At 67.2% G+C, this 15,455-nt stretch carries 13 protein-coding genes and 1 pseudogene; 8 read left to right on the top strand and 6 right to left on the bottom strand.

Annotated elements, in window-relative coordinates:
• Positions 1–573 precede the first annotated feature (573 nt).
• The 4 genes and pseudogenes from OHB49_RS01735 to OHB49_RS01720 all read left to right on the top strand — a co-directional run bounded on the left by OHB49_RS01735 (position 574) and on the right by OHB49_RS01720 (position 2,838).
• A complete protein-coding gene (locus tag OHB49_RS01735; RefSeq protein WP_329157291.1) occupies positions 574–1,317 on the top strand; it encodes an IPT/TIG domain-containing protein in 744 nt (247 codons plus the stop codon).
• Between the two features lie 576 nt (positions 1,318–1,893).
• Positions 1,894–2,034 carry a hypothetical protein gene (locus tag OHB49_RS01730; protein WP_329157289.1) on the top strand — a complete coding sequence of 47 codons (141 nt, stop codon included), beginning with the start codon at positions 1,894–1,896 and terminating at the stop codon, positions 2,032–2,034.
• Between the two features lie 124 nt (positions 2,035–2,158).
• Positions 2,159–2,431 (top strand): annotated as a pseudogene (locus OHB49_RS01725) (ferric reductase-like transmembrane domain-containing protein); the annotation flags it as partial.
• A 170-nt stretch (positions 2,432–2,601) separates the two neighbouring features.
• The gene (locus tag OHB49_RS01720; protein ID WP_329166823.1) at positions 2,602–2,838 is read left to right on the top strand and encodes a hypothetical protein; all 237 of its coding nucleotides are present in this window, start codon (positions 2,602–2,604) and stop codon (positions 2,836–2,838) included.
• A 21-nt stretch (positions 2,839–2,859) separates the two neighbouring features.
• Here the strand turns inward: OHB49_RS01720 and OHB49_RS01715 are convergent, their stop codons facing one another.
• Complete coding sequence (locus OHB49_RS01715) at positions 2,860–3,471, bottom strand: DinB family protein (protein WP_329157288.1); 612 nt, start codon at positions 3,469–3,471, stop codon at positions 2,860–2,862.
• Positions 3,472–3,693: 222 nt separating this feature from the next.
• Between OHB49_RS01715 and OHB49_RS01710 the strand changes: the two genes are divergently transcribed.
• Positions 3,694–4,383 carry a type 1 glutamine amidotransferase domain-containing protein gene (locus tag OHB49_RS01710; protein WP_329157286.1) on the top strand — a complete coding sequence of 230 codons (690 nt, stop codon included), beginning with the start codon at positions 3,694–3,696 and terminating at the stop codon, positions 4,381–4,383.
• Between the two features lie 123 nt (positions 4,384–4,506).
• On the opposite strand, the gene OHB49_RS01705 is transcribed toward OHB49_RS01710, so the two are convergent.
• The gene (locus tag OHB49_RS01705; RefSeq protein WP_329157284.1) at positions 4,507–5,085 is read right to left on the bottom strand and encodes an ester cyclase; all 579 of its coding nucleotides are present in this window, start codon (positions 5,083–5,085) and stop codon (positions 4,507–4,509) included.
• A gap of 108 nt (positions 5,086–5,193) precedes the next feature.
• On the opposite strand from OHB49_RS01705, the gene OHB49_RS01700 reads away from it, so the two are divergent.
• Together OHB49_RS01700 and OHB49_RS01695 are read left to right on the top strand one after the other, a co-directional pair.
• Positions 5,194–5,805, top strand: coding sequence for a TetR/AcrR family transcriptional regulator (locus OHB49_RS01700; RefSeq protein ID WP_329157282.1), 612 nt, complete (start codon positions 5,194–5,196; stop codon positions 5,803–5,805).
• A gap of 295 nt (positions 5,806–6,100) precedes the next feature.
• Positions 6,101–7,282 carry a TDT family transporter gene (locus OHB49_RS01695; RefSeq protein ID WP_329157281.1) on the top strand — a complete coding sequence of 394 codons (1,182 nt, stop codon included), beginning with the start codon at positions 6,101–6,103 and terminating at the stop codon, positions 7,280–7,282.
• A gap of 277 nt (positions 7,283–7,559) precedes the next feature.
• On the opposite strand, the gene OHB49_RS01690 is transcribed toward OHB49_RS01695, so the two are convergent.
• The gene (locus OHB49_RS01690; protein WP_329157280.1) at positions 7,560–8,015 is read right to left on the bottom strand and encodes a DUF6884 domain-containing protein; all 456 of its coding nucleotides are present in this window, start codon (positions 8,013–8,015) and stop codon (positions 7,560–7,562) included.
• 519 nt (positions 8,016–8,534) lie between these two features.
• Here OHB49_RS01690 and OHB49_RS01685 point away from each other — a divergent pair.
• A complete protein-coding gene (locus tag OHB49_RS01685) occupies positions 8,535–11,252 on the top strand; it encodes a multifunctional oxoglutarate decarboxylase/oxoglutarate dehydrogenase thiamine pyrophosphate-binding subunit/dihydrolipoyllysine-residue succinyltransferase subunit (protein WP_329157278.1) in 2,718 nt (905 codons plus the stop codon).
• Positions 11,253–11,649: 397 nt separating this feature from the next.
• On the opposite strand, the gene OHB49_RS01680 is transcribed toward OHB49_RS01685, so the two are convergent.
• From OHB49_RS01680 to OHB49_RS01670, 3 genes are all read right to left on the bottom strand, one after another.
• Complete coding sequence (locus OHB49_RS01680) at positions 11,650–13,110, bottom strand: MFS transporter (RefSeq protein WP_329157276.1); 1,461 nt, start codon at positions 13,108–13,110, stop codon at positions 11,650–11,652.
• A 605-nt stretch (positions 13,111–13,715) separates the two neighbouring features.
• A complete protein-coding gene (locus OHB49_RS01675) occupies positions 13,716–14,618 on the bottom strand; it encodes a transposase family protein (protein WP_329157275.1) in 903 nt (300 codons plus the stop codon).
• 152 nt (positions 14,619–14,770) lie between these two features.
• The gene (locus OHB49_RS01670) at positions 14,771–15,325 is read right to left on the bottom strand and encodes a GNAT family N-acetyltransferase (RefSeq protein ID WP_329157274.1); all 555 of its coding nucleotides are present in this window, start codon (positions 15,323–15,325) and stop codon (positions 14,771–14,773) included.
• Positions 15,326–15,455: the final 130 nt, after the last annotated feature.

Raw genomic sequence — 15,455 nt, 5'->3', positions numbered from 1 at the left:
TCACAGCTGTTCGTTACGCGGAGTAGCCCACTGGCGAGAGGCCCTGGCTAGGGTCAGGGCGCCATTTCACCCGAAAGGGGGGAGTGGGTGGTTGGAGGCTGTTGAGCGTGAGTGTCTGGGGTGGACATTGTCGAGGTCGCGGAGCTGCTGCGCCATGGAGCGGGCCGGTCAATCCCAATCCCACGGATAGTACTAACAGCTATTCGTACGAGCGCCGCTAACGCTCCGTATATCACCTCTGAGCGCTCGACTGAATGGCTGGCATCTTGTCGCAGACCTTGTGGCCATGCCACCCGAATGGGTTACTCGAAGTGTCCGTTTCGACGGATGTATGACTCTTCGAGCGGGTGCGAGCAGGTTGTTGATCCGGCGCCGGATCAACGGTGTTCGTCGATGGCCCTGCGCATCAGGCAGGCGGCCCATACCGCCAAGCAAACAGCTGTGCAGGGCCATCGAACTACGACCTGGCCAGTGGACACGAGAGCCGAGTCGCAACCACTCGAGACGTACGCGAACCCGAACGTCCCATCACTGCTCGCAATGTACCGCATTGCGAGCGAGGAGGAACCTCTCATGCCAATCAGCCCGAATCAAGGATCAAGTGGCGGCGGCACACTCGTCACCATCACCGGCACCGGTCTCAGCGGCACCACCGCGGTGCGCTTCGGTACCCGGTCCGCCACCGCCGTCACCAACGTCTCGCCCACTCAGGTCACCGCAGTCTCCCCGTCCGGCAACGGGTCGGTCGGCGTCACCGTGATCACCCCGGGAGGGACGAGCAACCCCATCCCCTTCTACTACGTCGGAGCGCCGTTCAAGCAGTCCCTCAGCCCGGCATCCGGGTCCACGGCAGGCGGCGGGACCGTGACCATCAACGGCACCGGCCTGTCCACTGCCAGCAGCGTCGCCTTCGGCGCCAACACGGCGGTGCCGACGATCGTGTCCGACGGCCAGATCACGGTTACCGCACCGGCCGGTGCCGCGGGCTCCGTGGGAGTCAGCGTCACCACTGCGGGCGGCACCAACAACGGGCTCTCGTACACCTACGTCGCCGCCCCGACGGTGACGACGGTCACCCCCGCGTCGGGGCCGGCGACGGGCGGCACGACCGTGACCGTGGCCGGTACCGGTCTCACCAGTACGAGCGAGGTCACCTTCGACGGGAACCCGGCGCCCTTCACCGTGCTCTCCGACACCGCGGTGTCGGCCGTCACGCCCCCTGGAACGGCCGGTGCCGTCGACGTCGTCGTGACCAACGATGCGGGCAGCGCGACTGCCGTCGACGGTTACACCTACATCGCAGGACCTGGTATCTGACCGCCCCTCAGGGGTCGGCCACCGCCGGTGACCGTCGTCCCACCCCGGAGCGGACGCGCTGACCACACTGGTACCGCGCCCGTCTCCCTGGCCCCCGGTCCGGAAGTCATCCCGGGCCGGGGTCCCGACCCTCCTGACCAGTCGCCCCGACCCGACCGCGAGCGTTCTCTCGGCCCGGTCGGAATGGGTGGTGGCAGGCGGCGTCACATTGAACGGCAGCAGCTTCACCGGAGCCGTCGGTCAACTTCGGTGCCCCGCCCTCAGCTACCCGGTCGACCGCTCCGCTGCTCGGCTCCTGCCATGCAGGCCGTACATCGCATCAAGCGCCAGGCGGCACCACGAAGCCTGCACCCCAACCACGACGGCATGCCAATTGTCAGACCGGCTGTCAGTAGCAGCGGACTGATCAGAGGGGTGGTTGTTGCGGAGGACTTGTACGCCGCCGTCGTGATCGGAACGAGGTCCGCCGAACCAGCGGCTTAATCGGCGGTCAGAGGATCCTCAAGGGGACCTTAAGGATCACGGATATGCCTCTGAACAGCCCTTTTCCTCGCCCTGCGCCTCTAGTCTCGCCGCGTGACGATCGAAGCCACTGACGATCCCCGGCTTGCGGGCCACCCGGCGCTCGCGGCGTATCTGGCGACGCAGCAACCGAAGGAACAGGTTCCGGCGCGCATCAGCGTGCCGGACCCGCGCGCCTGTCGCCACGCGGTCTGAAGGCGACGCTCGGCAGCGGTGCCGCGGGCGTCGTCGCGCTCTGGGGCGCCCAAGTAAGGCCGTCGGCGCGGCTCGACGCACTCTTCGCGACCGCCGCCCATCTGACCGGTACGGCGTGCTCGCCATGCTGCTGCTCATGGCGCGCGTGCCCGCTATCGAACACGGCATCGGCGCCGACCGGCTCGCGAGGTGGCACGGTCGCGGCGGACGGCATGTCCTCACGCTGTGCCTGGCACACATGGTTTTCGCTCTGTGCGGATACGCCGCCCACACCGGCACCGATCTCTTCTCCGCCGCCAGGGACCTTCTCGGATACGGCGCGATCGCTGCAGCCGCTCTCGGCACCGCACTCCTGGTCGCCGTCGGAGTCACCTCCGCGCCTGCCGTGCGCGGGCGGGTCAGGCATGAGATCTGGCGGGCCGTGCACCTGCTCGCTTATTCGGCGGCCGCGCTCGCCTTCGCGCATCAGCTCGTGGGACCCGACATCGCGGGCAGTGTCGTCGCCGTCTGGGTGTGGGCGATGCTGCACGCCACCGTCGCCGTGTTGCGCTCTGGTACCGAGGCGTCGTGCCCGTACGCCAGGCGTTGCGCCACAGCCTGCGCGTCCTCGATGTACGCCGTGAGGGGCCGGATGTCGTCTCCGTCGTTGTGCAGGGCATCGGCCTGGACGAACTCCGTGCCGAATCCGGCCAGTTCTTCCGCTGGCGCTTCATCCAGGGCAGGCTCTGGCGCACCGCACTGTTCGTTGGCCTGCAGCCACATCTGCTGGAGGCGCCTCAAGAAGGCCGGATCGTGATCGTGTGACGAGTTCTACAGAGCCCCGTGCTACGAGCTCTTGGTAGAACTAGCGTGATCAGGCTCGGCGACGGCTGCTCTGGCAGCTCGCTCGATCTTCGCTCGGTGGGCATCCCAGAAGGCTGCGTCGTGCTGCTGAGTCGCATATTCGGCTGTTGTCCCTGTCGAGTTGTCGAGCTGTTCGCGCAGGATGTCGGCGTGCCCGGCGTGCCGGCTGGTCTCGGTGAGCATGTGGACCAGGATGTTGAACAGCTTCACGTTGGGGCGTGGCCACCAGGGCACGTAGCCGGGGGAGTCGATGGCGAGGGCGGTGATTGTCGCGTCTGAGTGCTCCCACACGCGACGGTAGCGGTCGATGATCTCGTTCCTCGTCTCCTGTTCGGTCGCCCACATGTCGGCGCCACGTTCTCCGGTGTTGTCCCACTGGGGCAGGGGTTCCGGGAACGGTCGGCCGAAGACCTCGCCGAAGTACCTGGACTCCCAGATCGACAAGTGCTTGACCAGGCCGAGAAGATTGGTTCCAGTCGAGGTCAGGGGGCGTCGGATGTCGTACTCAACGAGCCCATCGAGCTTCCAGAGGACCGCCTCGCGCATCTCTCGCAGATCGCCGTGCAGGTACTCTTTCGCGAAATCATCGATCATGTGAGACGACTCTGCCATCACGGGCGACGGACCGGCGCCGGAACCCCTCACCCACCCAACCGGGCCATCCCTACAAGATCTTGTTATGAACCCAACATTCTCGGCGCGCGCAGCCCGATAGATCGGTTGCGATATGCGGCAAGGATCATAATTAGACATAAGGTGCGCCTGTAATGAACCTCCGCCAATAAGATCAAATGCTGACAAGGGGTCGATTGTCCGATGGCGAAGCTACTTTTCGTGATGACCGGCGCGGCGTACTGGACGCTCAAGGATGGGACCAGGCACGCGACGGGTTACTGGGCCGAGGAATTCGCGGCCCCGTACAAGGCGCTCACCGAGGCCGGCCACCAGGTTGTGGTTGCCACCCCCAACGGGGTGGTCCCGACCGTGGACATGATGAGCCTGCGCCCCGAGATGGCCGGAAGCGCTCAGATCGCTCTCGATCTGGAGGCGATCATCCGCTCTGCAGAGGTGATGCGGCGGCCGCTCCAATTGGCGGACGTCCGCCTGGAAGACTACGACGCCGTCTACTTCCCGGGCGGCCACGGCCCCATGGAAGACCTGTGCGTCGACGCGGACGCCGGGCGGTTGCTGACCGAGGCCCTAGCCGCCGGCAAGCCCCTCGCCATCGTCTGCCACGCCCCGGCCGCGATGCTGGCGACCAGGATCCACGGCGCATCGCCCTTTGCCGGCTACCGGGTCACGGCGTTCACCAACGAGGAGGAGAACGCGGTCGGGCTCGGCCCGAAAGCGCGCTGGTTGTTGGAGGACGAGCTCATCGACCTGGGAGTCGACTTCACCAAGGGAGAGATGTGGAAGCCCTACACGGTTGTTGACCGCAACCTGTTCACCGGGCAGAACCCCGCCTCGGCAGCCGTCCTGGCCGAACGGCTGCTCAAGGTCCTCTGAGCGGCGTGGCCGCGGTCTGCGTACCGACAGGGGGCCTCCCTGCGATGTGGCCTGCGCCGCCGGGTGGTGGCCGTTGCTGTCCAGCAGGGCTCAGCGGTCGCCGTTGACGGATTCTTGGAGACTTCAGCGGTTCGGGTGAGCCGTGTCGCGGAGCAGGGCGGCCGCGTCGGCTGCCTGGGTCGCGACCTGGGCGGCTGCGCGAGCGGCTCGCCCGGTCATCCGCCATGCGAGCATGCGCAGGGCGGTGGCCGGGGCCGGGGGGAACACGCCGAGTTGGCCGAGCATGGTGATGTCGTCGCGTACTGCTTCGTGCCTGATCACCTTGCCGTCGCGGAGGTCGAGTACGTGTATCTGCTCGAAATCGATTCTGCGTCCGGTGGGAGGGATGGCCTGGTCGAGGGATTCGTCCTTGAAGCGTACGAACGGGCCGGTGTGCCGTCCTTGCATGCGCAGCCGCACCCAGATCTGGTGGTCGTTGCGGGCGAGGCCGAGGATGGGAAACCGTAGGTCGCTGAAGGCCGACCGCATCCACGCGCCCGATGCCAGAACGCCTGCGGGGCCGGGGATCGCGCAGGCCGGGGGCGAAACGGCCGCTTCGCGGTTGCGGAAGTCTTCGCCCACCACGTCGGCGGCCAGGACCGGATCCCCTGTCTCGAGTATCCGGAAAAGCCCGTGGGCCAGTTCCGTGGTGTCCATTCCCATGACGTCCATCGCCTTCGCTCGCTGTGTGATCCGTCGGAACACATATTAGGGTTACAAGCGACCTAATGAATAGTGCGTCCATGTGGCCATGTTGATTACGATGACGTCATGTCGTCCAAGCGTGTCTACGTCTCCCCCTTGCGTGAGCAGGCCGCCGCGCAGACCCGCGCACTGATCCTCCAGCGGGCGGCCGAACTGTTCGCCGACCGCGGCTATGGCCGGGTGACCGTCGCGGACATCGCGGCGGCGGCCGGCGTCGCGCCGAAGACCGTCTTCGCGAGTGTCGGAAGCAAGGGCGACATCCTGGACCGGATCGTTGGGCAGGGCGTGGCCGCGTCCGGTTACGAGCAGGCCATGCGACAGGTGCTCGCCCTGCGGACACCGAAGTCGGTCCTGGAAGCGCTGGCGCGCGGCACGCGGGCGGGCAACGAGGGGCAGTTCACAGTGCACGAGGCGATCCGCAAGGCTCTGCCCGTCCATGAGGACGGCGAGGTGCTGTGGGAGCGCGCCACGGCGGCTTACCGGGACGCGCTCCGCACCGCCGCCCGCCATCTGCACACCCTGACGCCGCCGCCTCCTTGCCCGGTGGAGGAGACGGCCGACCTCCTGTGGTTCTGGTTCGGCCCGACGGGCTGGCGCACGATCGTGGTGGAAAACGGCTGGTCATGGGACCGGGCCGAGGATTTCCTTCGCCACACCGCAGTCACCACTCTTTGCTGAGCACGCCGGGCTGCCAGGTGCGATGAGTGGAGCCCCTTTCTCGGCGGCTTCAGTCGTCACTCTGCGACAGCCGACAGGTCGGTTACTCGTTGTAACGGCTGTCGCGCCACCGCCCGCCCCGCTCAGCTGTCTCGTCCGGCGACAACTCTGTCCGCGCCCTCTGCGCGGCAGTCGACGACAGACCGGACCACCGATCTGATGGTCGGTATCCGAGGTAGCTCGATATGTGCTCTGAGCCCCTCACATCTGGACATGATCGACAGTGCTGACCCAACCCGGTCATAGGGTTCGGGTCATGAATTCCTCCTCGTCCGCCAGTCCTTCGTCTCCTACGGCGAACAGAACGACGCGTCCGGTAATTGGCCCGAGTTGGTTCGCGGCCGTTATGGGCACTGGCATCGTCGCAAACGCGGCGGTCACCCTGCCCCGGAGCTTCGACGGACTGCGGACTGCGGCCACGGTGGTCTGGCTGGGCGCAGCGCTCCTGCTGATGCTGCTGGCCGTCCGCTACCTCAGGCAACGGACACTGCGCGTACACGCGGCTGATCCGATGGTGGTCCAGTTCTTCGGCGCACCGCCGATGGCGCTGCTCACGGTGGGTGCCGGGGCGCTGCTGCTCGGCCGATGGGTGATCGGGCTCGAGGCAGCGCTGGCTGTGGACTGGGTTCTCTGGTCGCTCGGTACCGTGCTCGGTCTTGTCACTGCCTGTGCGGTGCCTTATCGGATGGTCACCCGCCACCGCTTTGCGCCGGACGCGGCGTTCGGCGGCTGGCTGATGCCGGTGGTGCCGCCGATGGTCTCCGCGGCGACGGGCGCGCTGCTCGTCCCGTACACACCCACCGGGCAGCTGCGGCTCGCCCTGCTACTGGGCTGCTACGCGATGCTCGGGCTCGGCCTCGTTGCGACGCTGCTGGTGCTGGCCATGATCTACAGCCGCCTGGTGCACCATGACGCACCCACCGGAACGGTGGTGCCCACGGTGTGGATCGGCCTAGGGGCGTTGGGTCAGTCGGTGACGGCGCTCGGCGCGCTGGCCGTGGTGGCGCCGAGCGCGCTGCCCGCGCCCTACGCGCGGGGCACCGCGGTTTTCGCACTGCTCGGCGGAATCGTGGTGTGGGGCTTCGCCATGCTGTGGCTGGCGCTCGCCATAGGGCTGACTGCGCGGACAATCCGTGCCGGGCTGTCCTTCGCGCCCACTTGGTGGTCTTTCATCTTCCCGGTCGGCGCCTGCGTGACTGCTACCGGCGCCCTTGCTGCGCGGACCGGCTCGGAGCCGTTCATCTGGACGGCCGTCGTGCTCTATGCGCTGCTCGTCATCGCCTGGGTGGTGGTGGCCGGCCACTCCCTGCGCCACGCCGCCAAACATGTGCGCCGCCGGCCTGTCGCCGGGCACGAGCGCCGGCGGCCCGTCGACCGGCCAGGACGCCTTCGATCCGAGACCGGCACACGGCGAGGGATGAACAACTCCTGTCACTGACAGGGCGTTTGAGGCGGACCCCGTCGTGGCTTTCGCCTGATCACCGGCGCAGTGGCTTTGGCGAGGTCACCCGCCCCGGCATCTGCCGTTCGCCACCAAGAGGGCGCTGTTCCGCGACGCGCTCACGGCCAGCGCCGAGCGCGTCGCGGAACCTGCTCACCAACACGAGGCTCCACAGCCACCAGCACGCCGCCTGCCAGGCGCTGCGCACGTGTTCGTATGGCCACACAGCCATATCCGCCGGGGGCGAGCCACGTTCCAGCAGCCGTATGCGGCGTCACATCAGCTGCTGATCCCGCCCATTGCGCAACACTGCGAGTCGGGCCATCTGCTCACCCATGCCGCGTGTCCCGGCCAGCGGCGTGCGGGCGTGCGGCCAGATGCTGCGGACGAGGCTGACATGTCGTGCGCCACCGAGTGCCACAACGGGGTCGAGGCGCACGATGTCACGCAGAGTCGCCTGCTTCAGGAGGACTTGGTCCGTTATGGCGTCGGCAGCGCCATGGGCTGTGTCGTACGGCTCGATGACGTCGTCGAGGTCGAGCAGGCCGTAGCGTGCAGAGAGGATGAGCAGCTGGTCGGGCTGCAGTGCATCAGCCGCCTTACGGCACGCACGGTGATAGGAGCCGACATACATGTCTGCCGCTCGTGTGCGCCGGCCCAGTTTGCGGCTACCGCACGGGATGACGACGAGTTCTGGTTTGAAGCAGTCGAGATGGTCGTTCGCTGTCATGCCTGTCGTCCTGCCTGTTCGCGTGTGACGTGAGCGGTACTCGTGCTGTACTCACCCGGTACGAGTCCCATCCGAGGCCGGCGTCGCCGGATTGCCGACCGGGGACCGGGCATGCGAGACCGGCAGTGGGGTCGACCGGGCGGCGCCGTGAGGTCGCGACTCATCACTAACAACCAGGCTCTGGACCGCAGTGATGTCGGGTCGCGCGGACTACAAGCCCTCGGATCAGGACGCTCGGCAATAAGGCCTCAGCTGTGCGCCGGCGGCATTCCACACGGAGGGCACCTCGCTGCTGCAATGTCCTGATGTGACGCCGTTATGGCATTCCTGGGTATCTCCTTCAGCTCCCGCGATGGCATAGCGTCGGTGGTCCGACAAGGTCGGATGGTTTCGGATGGTTTCGCCTTCACGACGGATGCTCAGTGGAAGCGAAGTCCGCGGGCACGATGAGCGATGACCGGGAAGTCCGGGCGTGTCCACATCGGTAGTTCTGAATGAGGAAAGAAGGCGATCCACACAGTGGCGTCGCAATCACGCTTCGGCATCAACGAATGGCTCGTGGACGAGCAGTACGAGCGATACCTGCACGACCCCGGCTCGGTCGACCCGACCTGGAGGGAGTTCTTCGGCTCCCAGGTCCCCGTGGTCGGCCGACAGGCACGCAACGGCGCGACGACCACGCATGACAGTACGGACGAGTCGGCGATCAAGGCGGTCCGCGTTGCCGCGCTCATCGAGGCGTATCGAGTCCGTGGACACCTGGTGGCCGATACCGACCCGCTCACGACACGGCAGATGGTCGGCCACCCGGAGCTCGACATCATGGCATTCGGGCTCCGAGACGACGACCTGCAAAGAGAGTTCGTCGTCGACGGATTTACCGGGCAGACCACCATGACTCTTCGCAACGTGCTGAATGCCCTGCAGGAATTCTACTGCCGTACCGTCGGCACCGAGTACATGCACATCCAAAGCTCCCAGGAACGTTGCTGGCTCCAGCAGCGGATCGAGTCGCCTCAGCCCCGGCCGGACGTCGCCGAACAATTGCAGATTCTCTACCGGTTGGGCGCGGCGGAGGCCTTCGAGACGTTCCTGCAGACCAAGTATGTGGGCCACAAACGGTATTCGCTCGAAGGCGGCGAGTCGGCGATCGTGCTGCTCGACGCCCTACTGCTCCGCTCCATCAGGCAAGGGGTGAGGGAAGCTGTCATCGGTATGGCTCACCGAGGCCGGCTCAATGTTCTGGCCAACACCATCGGCAAGTCCTACGCAGAGATCTTCCATGAGTTCGAGGATGCAGTGGACATTCGCTCGGTCCAGGGAACCGGCGACGTGAAGTACCACCTCGGTGCGGAAGGGACCTACCGTGCCCTGGACGGCGGCACCATCGCCGTCTCCGTCGTGGCGAACCCCTCGCATCTGGAGATCGTAGGGCCGGTGGCCCAGGGGGTGGTGCGCGCCAAGCAGGAGTCGGCCGCCGAAGGTGGCGAAGCCTTCCCCGTATTGCCGATCGTCGTCCACGGCGATGCCGCATTCGCCGGCCAGGGCGTGGTCTCCGAGACGCTGAACATGTCACAGCTGCCCGGCTACCGCACCGGCGGGACGGTCCACATCGTCATCAACAACCAGGTCGGCTTCACGACCTCACCCGCCAGCGGCCGTTCGAGCACCTACGCCACCGACGTGGCAAGGTCGGTCGAGGCCCCGATCTTCCACGTCAACGGAGACGACCCCGAGGCCGTTGTCCGGGTCGCACGCCTGGCCTTCGACTATCGCCGGACGTTCCACAAGGACGTCGTCGTCGATCTGATCTGCTACCGGCGCCACGGGCACAGCGAGGTCGATGATCCATCCATCACTCAGCCGGCGATGTACGACCGCATCGACGTCAGGGCTTCGGTCCGCAAGCTGTACGCCGAGGCACTGGTCCACCGAGGGGACATCGGCGAGCGGCAGGTGGAAGGCGCATTGCGGGACTATCAGGGACACCTCGAGCGCGCCTTCACCGAGACCCGGGCGCCGGCGGTGCCCCACTCCCCGAAGCCTGCGAACCCCGTGGACGCTCAGAATGCAGCCGCCCCCCAGGTGGCGACCGCGATCACGGAGGCGACCGCCCGGCACGTCATCGCTTCCCAGACCGGTATGCCGGGAGGGTTCACCGTGCACGCGCGTGTTCTTCCGCAGCTCCGGAGGCGTACCACGATGCTGGATGCGGGAACGATCGACTGGGCCACCGCGGAAACACTGTCCATCGGGTCCCTGCTGCTGGACGGAGTCCCCGTGCGGCTCGCCGGGCAGGATTCCCGCCGCGGCACGTTCGGCCAACGGCACGCCGTGCTCATCGACCGGCGCACCGGCGTGGAACACACGCCGCTGAGCTCCCTCGGCTCGCGGGCCGCGAGCTTTGCACCCTACGACTCGATGTTGTCCGAACTGGGAGCGCTGGCCTTCGAGTACGGCTACTCACTGGCGCGGCCCGACGCTCTGGTGCTGTGGGAGGCCCAGTTCGGCGACTTCGCCAACGGGGCCCAGACAGTCATCGACGAGTACATCTCGTCGTCCGAACAGAAATGGGGTCAGCGCTCCGGTGTGACTCTGCTGCTGCCGCACGGCTTGGAAGGGCAGGGGCCCGACCACTCCTCCGGCAGGATCGAGCGATTCCTTCAACTCTGCGCGCAGGGGAACATGACCGTCGCCATGCCCTCCCTGCCGGGCAACTACTTCCATCTGCTCAGGCAGCAAGCGCTCGGCGAGCACAGAAGGCCACTGGTCGTCTTCACTCCGAAGTCGATGCTGCGGTCGAAGGCAGCAACCTCCAGGCTGACGGAGCTCACCACGGGCGCGTTCCGTCCAGTCATACCGGACGAGACGGTGGACACCGCTCGGATCAGGCGTGTGCTGGTGTGCTCGGGCAAGGTCTTCTACGACCTGGATGCCTATCGGCGAAGCGCTGACCTGTCGGACACGGCGATCGTCCGCCTGGAGCGGCTCTACCCGTTCCCGGAGGAGGAGATCAGCGCGGTACTCGCCGGTTTCCCCGCCGCAGCCGAGGTGCGATGGGTGCAAGAGGAGCCGGAGAACCAAGGAGCATGGTCCTTCGTGGGGCCCTACGTGCACCGGCTGGCGGGTCGTCCCGTCGAATGCGTCAGCCGACCGCAGGCACCGGCCCCCGCCGTGGGGTCTGCCCGGCGGCATGCCGGGGAACAGAAGGACCTCGTGAAGTCAGCCTTCCACTGACGCTGCCGCCTACAACAGCGCCGAAGACGGGCCCCACGCACCACGGCCCTTTTGTCCCGGACACCCCTCGGACCGGATCCGAGGGGTGTCCGGCTGCATGGGGCCTGTACGTCAGCACCATGCCGGCACAGCACCACTGCCTGGGCGCCCGACGGCCGTCAAGACGTCCGGCCGCGGCTGCAAGGAGGGAGGGGTGGTGCGTGTGAGGTCCTTGATCCATGCGGGAGCCGGGCCCATGGTCCTGCCCATCACGCGCACAACAAGCCGAAACGGCCCGCCGGAAGAACCGGCGGGCCGTCACGCAGGATCGAGGCCGGACACTCCCATGAGAGATGGGCCTCCGCCGACCGTCGACATGCCCCGGCCGCAGGCTCGGTCTTTCGCCGGTGGCGGCGAGTCAGGCCGCGCGCTGCCCGGTGTTCTCCCGTACTTCCCGGGCCTCGGCTGCCGTACGGTGAATCCCAAGGAAGCCGACCAACGCGCCGAAGGCCGTCACACCGGCGGCGACGGCGAAGCTGAAGGCGTAGCCGCGCGCGGTGGCGGTCATCGGGTCGACGCCTGCGTGTTGCAGGACGGTGGCGTGGCTGGTGCCCATGGAGACCAGGGCGGCCAGGCCGAAGGCGCTGCCGATCTGCATGGACGCATTGTTCATGCTGGTGGCGATGCCTGCGTCCTCACCCGTGGCGCCGTCCACTCCGGCAACGGTGGATCCGACGAGGACCAGCCCGCCTCCCAGCGGCACGAGGATCAGCCCGGGCAGCACATCGGCCATATACGTGCCGTGGGCGCTCAGTCCGGCAAGGAGAACGTAGCCGACCGTGGAGATCGCAAGTCCTCCTCCATTCAATGTCCGCAGCCCGAACCGGGGGAGGAGACGCGGCGCGATCACAGTGGCGCTGAACAGAATGACCAACCCGAACGGTACGAAGGCGAATCCGGTCGCCAGCGCGGAGAAATGCAGTGTGTGCTGCACGTACAGGCTCAGCGAGAAGAAGAAGGTGGCGAATCCGACGTAGTAGCAGACGCGGACCACGTTGGCGATGCTCCGGTTGCGCGAGCGTAGGAACGCGAGGGGCATCAAGGGCTGTGCCACCCGGGCCTCCACCAGCACGAAGCCGATCAGGAGGAGAACGCCGATCCCCACGCGACCGAGGACGGGGAACGAGAGCCACGCGCGATCGCTCTTCTCCAACAAGCCGAATACGACCAGCAGCAGGCCGAGGGTGACCAGGATCGCTCCGAGGACGTCAGGCCGGCCACGCTTGACGGCCCGGCTCTCGGAGACGAGGTGGGGGGTGGCGAGAAACGCGAAGGCGGCAACGGGCAGGTTGATGAAAAATATCCAGCGCCAGGAGACGAGGTCGGTGAGGATGCCTGAGAGCACGACGCCCAGGGCCACGCCAACTCCGGCCAGGCCGCTCCAGATGGCCATCGCCCGCGCCCTTTCCTGCGGCCGGGTGAACAGCAGCGTCACCAGGGACAGGGCTGCCGGACTGACGAGTGCCGCGCCGATGCCCTGCACGAAGCGACTGGCGACGAGCACACCGGCCTGCTGGGCCACTCCGGCGCTCGCCGACGAAAGCGCGAAGATCGCCAGACCGATGAGGAACAGGCGTCTGCGGCCCACCAGATCGCCCAGGCGCCCACCAAGCATCAGCAGGCCGCCGTAGGTGACGGTGTAACTGTTGACGACCCACGCCAGGCCGGTGCTCGTAAAGCCGAGATCCTTTTGGATGGGGGGAAGCGCGACATTGACCACGGTCACGTCGAGCAGCAGCATCACCTGCACCAGGCAGATGATGCCGAGCGCGCGCCACCTGCGCGGATCGGGTTCGAGAGTGGAACCGATCGAAGCCATTGTTGATCGCCTTCTGTTCGGGTGGGGCCGCCGCCGTGCGCCTCAAACGCCTTCGTACGAGGCGAGGCTTCAGGCCGGCCCGGGGGTCGGACATTTCCTGACCCGTTCAACCGGCATGGTCCGCCTACGCATGGCCGCAGCTACGGACAGCAAAGGCGCAGATTCAGCCCTTCGACGGTGGCCTCGTCCGAGGACGGCTCGCAGTCCGGTGTACGCGAGCCCCCTGCGGCGCACCGGGGTGCAGGGCAAAGAGGGAGGACAGCACACGACGCGGCGCCTCGATGTCCCTCCCTGCAGGCGTCGACTGCTCATGAGGACATGGAAAAACCTGTGCAGCGCGCCCCGTTGACGGATGTCCAGAGGTTCGGGCTGTCGGAAAAGACCGCAGCATCGCGAAGCCGGCCAAGTACGGCAGACGACCGAGGAACGCCCCGAGTCAGTGGTGAGCGATCTGATCACGAGCGCGATCCAGTACGGCAAGGAACCTGTCCGGCTGCGCCCGATCCGGGACCACGAACCGGCGTCCGAGGCGTTCGACGGGAGTAACGGTCTCGGGGGAAATTGAGCTTCGGGCGTGCTGGCCTGGCAGCTCGGCTGGTGGGTGATCAGCGGGCGGTATCGCGGACGAGGGCCAGTTCGGTGCTTGTGCGGCGGTGGGTGGCCCGCTGCGCGGATCGGTCGGAGACGAGTGAGGCGATCGCGAGATGAGTCTCAGCATAGGTATCGCGGCGTCCGGTGAATCGGCGCAAGGGCGCCCACTGGCGGAGCTCGGCGTTGGTGTGCTCCACACAGATCCTCGCCGAGGACTGCCGCCGCCGTGTCTCGCGCCAGGCGCGCTTGTCACCGTCGCACGCCTCGTCCTTGGGCTTCTTCGGCGGGGCGCTGACCTGGCCGGGGAACTCCTTGGCCAGCCCGAGGTAGCCGGAATCGACCTTCGCCTTCACACCGGGACGGGTACGGAACTGCTCGGCGATGCCCTCGGTGCGCCGGGCGGTCTGGTCGTGCATCCGGCCTGGGCGGACCAGGCCGGACAGCAGCAGGCGGCCCTGGCCGTCGCTGAACGTGGTGGTCTTGACGGTGTTCTGCTTACGTTTTCCGGAAACGAATGCCCGGCGCCCGGGGCGGCCGGCCTGCGGGCGGCGGACCTGGGTCTCGACCCCATCGATCCGCAGCTCAACGCCCTCCGCCTCGGCATAGGCGAAGACGTCCTCCAGCGTCTTCAGCCGCAGGCCCGGCCGGTCGGGCACGGCGAAACCACGGGCCGCCAGCAGCGGGCGGACCTGCCGGATGGCCGCGGAGACGGTGGAGCGATCCACCTCGAAGAGCTCGGCGAGCACCACGTGCGGCAACTGATGACGCAGATGGACCAGGGTGACCAGCAGCCGATCGAGGAAGACCAGCTTGGGCTTTCGGCCGGCACCCTCCGCCCGCCGACGTTTCCCGCCCCGGGCCTCGCGGAGCGCGGACTGCCGGGCGGCCTCCCACGCACCGGCGAGACCGGCGAACAACTCACCGAAATGTGCGCGTGAGACACCCGTCAGGGCAGGATGGGAACAGGCCGCACGTGCCCAGGTCAGCTTCACAACTCACCCAACCCGTGCGGCTCTTCTCATGTCACGGCCCGAACGGAACGATCACCATGTCCGCCAAGGCCGCAAAACTACTCGGCCTGAAGCGCGCCTGCCGGGACCTCGAAGACGACCGTGAGCCCGTCGCGCTCGTTCCCCTGCTCGCCGACGCGCGTGAATCCGAAGCCCGCGATGGTTGCCAAGGAGGCGCTGTTGTCGGATCCGATACGAGCTCGCACGGTCCTGACACCGGGTTCGGCGGCGGCCCTGGTAAGCAACGCCGTCAGTATGGCGCGGGCATAGCCCTGGCGGCGGTACCCGGGCACGACGGTGTAGCCGACCTCGACCATGCCAGCCTCATCCGGCGGCCCGTGGAACCCGGCGTCGCCGACGACGGCCCCGTCCGGCTCGGACACCACGGCCCGCGTGATCCAGGGCGCGGCAGACGGGTCCTCGGCGAGCTGGTCAGCGCGATGGCCGAAGATCCAGCGGGCCCGGTCGCAGACGAAGTGTTCGTCAAGGTCGACCCCGGCCTCGGCACTGCCGCCAGCGAGGTCACCGTCGGCAAGAGCCCGCAGCGCCTTTGCGTTGAGCTCGACGAAGCGGACACGATTGGGGATGGGAATGGGGACAGGTTCGCTATTCATCGCGGAGATGGTCGCCCAGCGCCGGAGAGCTGTCCACCGCTTTACGGCCTTGGCGGACATCGTGATCGTCCCGTTCGGGCCGTGACATGAGAAGGGCTGTACGGACGCCGCGATACCTATGCTGAGACTC

The sequence above is a fragment of the Streptomyces sp. NBC_01717 genome, from assembly GCF_036248255.1.
In the GTDB taxonomy this organism is placed as follows: Bacteria; Actinomycetota; Actinomycetes; order Streptomycetales; family Streptomycetaceae; genus Streptomyces.
This window is presented reverse-complemented; position numbering and strand designations above follow the sequence as displayed.

Bases quoted from the DNA above. Each gene is read 5' to 3' on its own strand.
- OHB49_RS01735 (WP_329157291.1), top strand. From the start codon at position 574: ATGCCAATCAGCCCGAATCAAGGATCAAGTGGCGGCGGCACACTCGTC.
- OHB49_RS01715 (WP_329157288.1), bottom strand. From the start codon at position 3,471: ATGATCGATGATTTCGCGAAAGAGTACCTGCACGGCGATCTGCGAGAG.
- OHB49_RS01710 (WP_329157286.1), top strand. From the start codon at position 3,694: ATGGCGAAGCTACTTTTCGTGATGACCGGCGCGGCGTACTGGACGCTC.
- OHB49_RS01705 (WP_329157284.1), bottom strand. From the start codon at position 5,085: ATGGGAATGGACACCACGGAACTGGCCCACGGGCTTTTCCGGATACTC.
- OHB49_RS01700 (WP_329157282.1), top strand. From the start codon at position 5,194: ATGTCGTCCAAGCGTGTCTACGTCTCCCCCTTGCGTGAGCAGGCCGCC.
- OHB49_RS01695 (WP_329157281.1), top strand. From the start codon at position 6,101: ATGAATTCCTCCTCGTCCGCCAGTCCTTCGTCTCCTACGGCGAACAGA.
- OHB49_RS01690 (WP_329157280.1), bottom strand. From the start codon at position 8,015: ATGACAGCGAACGACCATCTCGACTGCTTCAAACCAGAACTCGTCGTC.
- OHB49_RS01680 (WP_329157276.1), bottom strand. From the start codon at position 13,110: ATGGCTTCGATCGGTTCCACTCTCGAACCCGATCCGCGCAGGTGGCGC.
- OHB49_RS01670 (WP_329157274.1), bottom strand. From the start codon at position 15,325: ATGAATAGCGAACCTGTCCCCATTCCCATCCCCAATCGTGTCCGCTTC.